This is a genomic window from Thauera sp. WH-1, assembly GCF_047806685.1.
Classification (GTDB): domain Bacteria; phylum Pseudomonadota; class Gammaproteobacteria; order Burkholderiales; family Rhodocyclaceae; genus Thauera.
In genome coordinates, this window is sequence record NZ_JBLQGP010000066.1 from 1 (window position 1) to 1,097 (window position 1,097).

The window sequence follows — 1,097 nt, forward strand, 5'->3', positions numbered from 1 at the left end:
CCTTGTACGGCCCCGCGCCGAGCCCGATCGGCGCCGGCGCGGCGGCCACCAGCTTCGAGAAGAGCTGCGCGAAGTCCTCCTCGCCCGCCCGGGCGGTGGCGCGCGTGCCCGAGAGCGGGTCGTCGGCGATGAAGCCGGCGTTGGCACGGTCCCAGTCCTCGGCGCTGAAGTGCTTGCGGATCAGCGGCAGCACCTCGCGCTCCTCGGTCATCATGTGGGTGCGGTAGAACTCGGCGTAGTCGTTGAAGGCGGTCTTGAAGGCCTCGAACTTGGCGGGGTCCTGCGCGTAGGCCTTGACCGCGGCCTCGAGCACCGCGATGCGCGCGTCGGCTTGCGCGTGCTCGGCCTCGAGCTTGTCGAGCGCGGCATCCGCATCCTGCGTGCGCGCCCGCAGCGGGCCGAAGAGGAATGCGTCTTCCTTGGGGTGGTGGCGCTTTTCGGGGTAGGCGTCCAGGTAATGCACCATCGCCTCGAGCAGCTTGTGGTCGGGCTGCAGGCGGCCCGCGCCGATCTCGCCGATCATGTGGCGGATGGCGTGGATGATCGCCGCCAGCGACTGGTGTTCGTCCATCAGGATGCGCATCGCGTCCATGGGGGTGTCCTTTTCGGTTGAGTCAGGCTCAGGTCGACAGCATCGCCTGGTGCTTGCCGCCAAAGCCGAGGTAGGCCTCGATCACGCGCGGATCGTCGGCCAGGGTGTGCGCCGGGCCTTCCATCGCGATCTGGCCGGTCTCGAGCACGTAGGCGTAGTCGGCCACCTGCAGCGCGGCGCGCGCGTTCTGCTCGACCAAGAGGATCGACACGCCTCGCCGTCTGAGTTCGCTGATGATGCGAAAGATCTCGCGCACGATCAGCGGCGCCAGGCCCAGGCTCGGTTCGTCGAGCATCAGGAGCTTGGGCTTGGCCATCAGCGCGCGGCCCACCGCCAGCATCTGGCGCTCGCCGCCGGACATGGTGCCCGCGGCCTGGTCGCGGCGCTCCTTCAGGCGCGGGAACAGCGCATAGACCTCTTCGAGCGTCTGCGCATGGTCGCGCTTGCCCATGCGATAGCGCTGGAAGGCGCCCAGCACCAGGTTGTCCTCGACGCTCATCTCGCC

2 protein-coding genes are annotated in these 1,097 nt (G+C 68.8%); both read right to left on the bottom strand.

Annotated elements, in window-relative coordinates:
* Positions 1–592, bottom strand: a 592-nt coding sequence (locus ACMV5O_RS21295; RefSeq protein ID WP_416165311.1) for a hemerythrin domain-containing protein, incomplete at its 3' end; no start/stop codon positions are given.
* A 28-nt stretch (positions 593–620) separates the two neighbouring features.
* The coding region (locus ACMV5O_RS21300; protein ID WP_416165312.1) for an ABC transporter ATP-binding protein at positions 621–1,097 on the bottom strand (477 nt) is incomplete at its 5' end.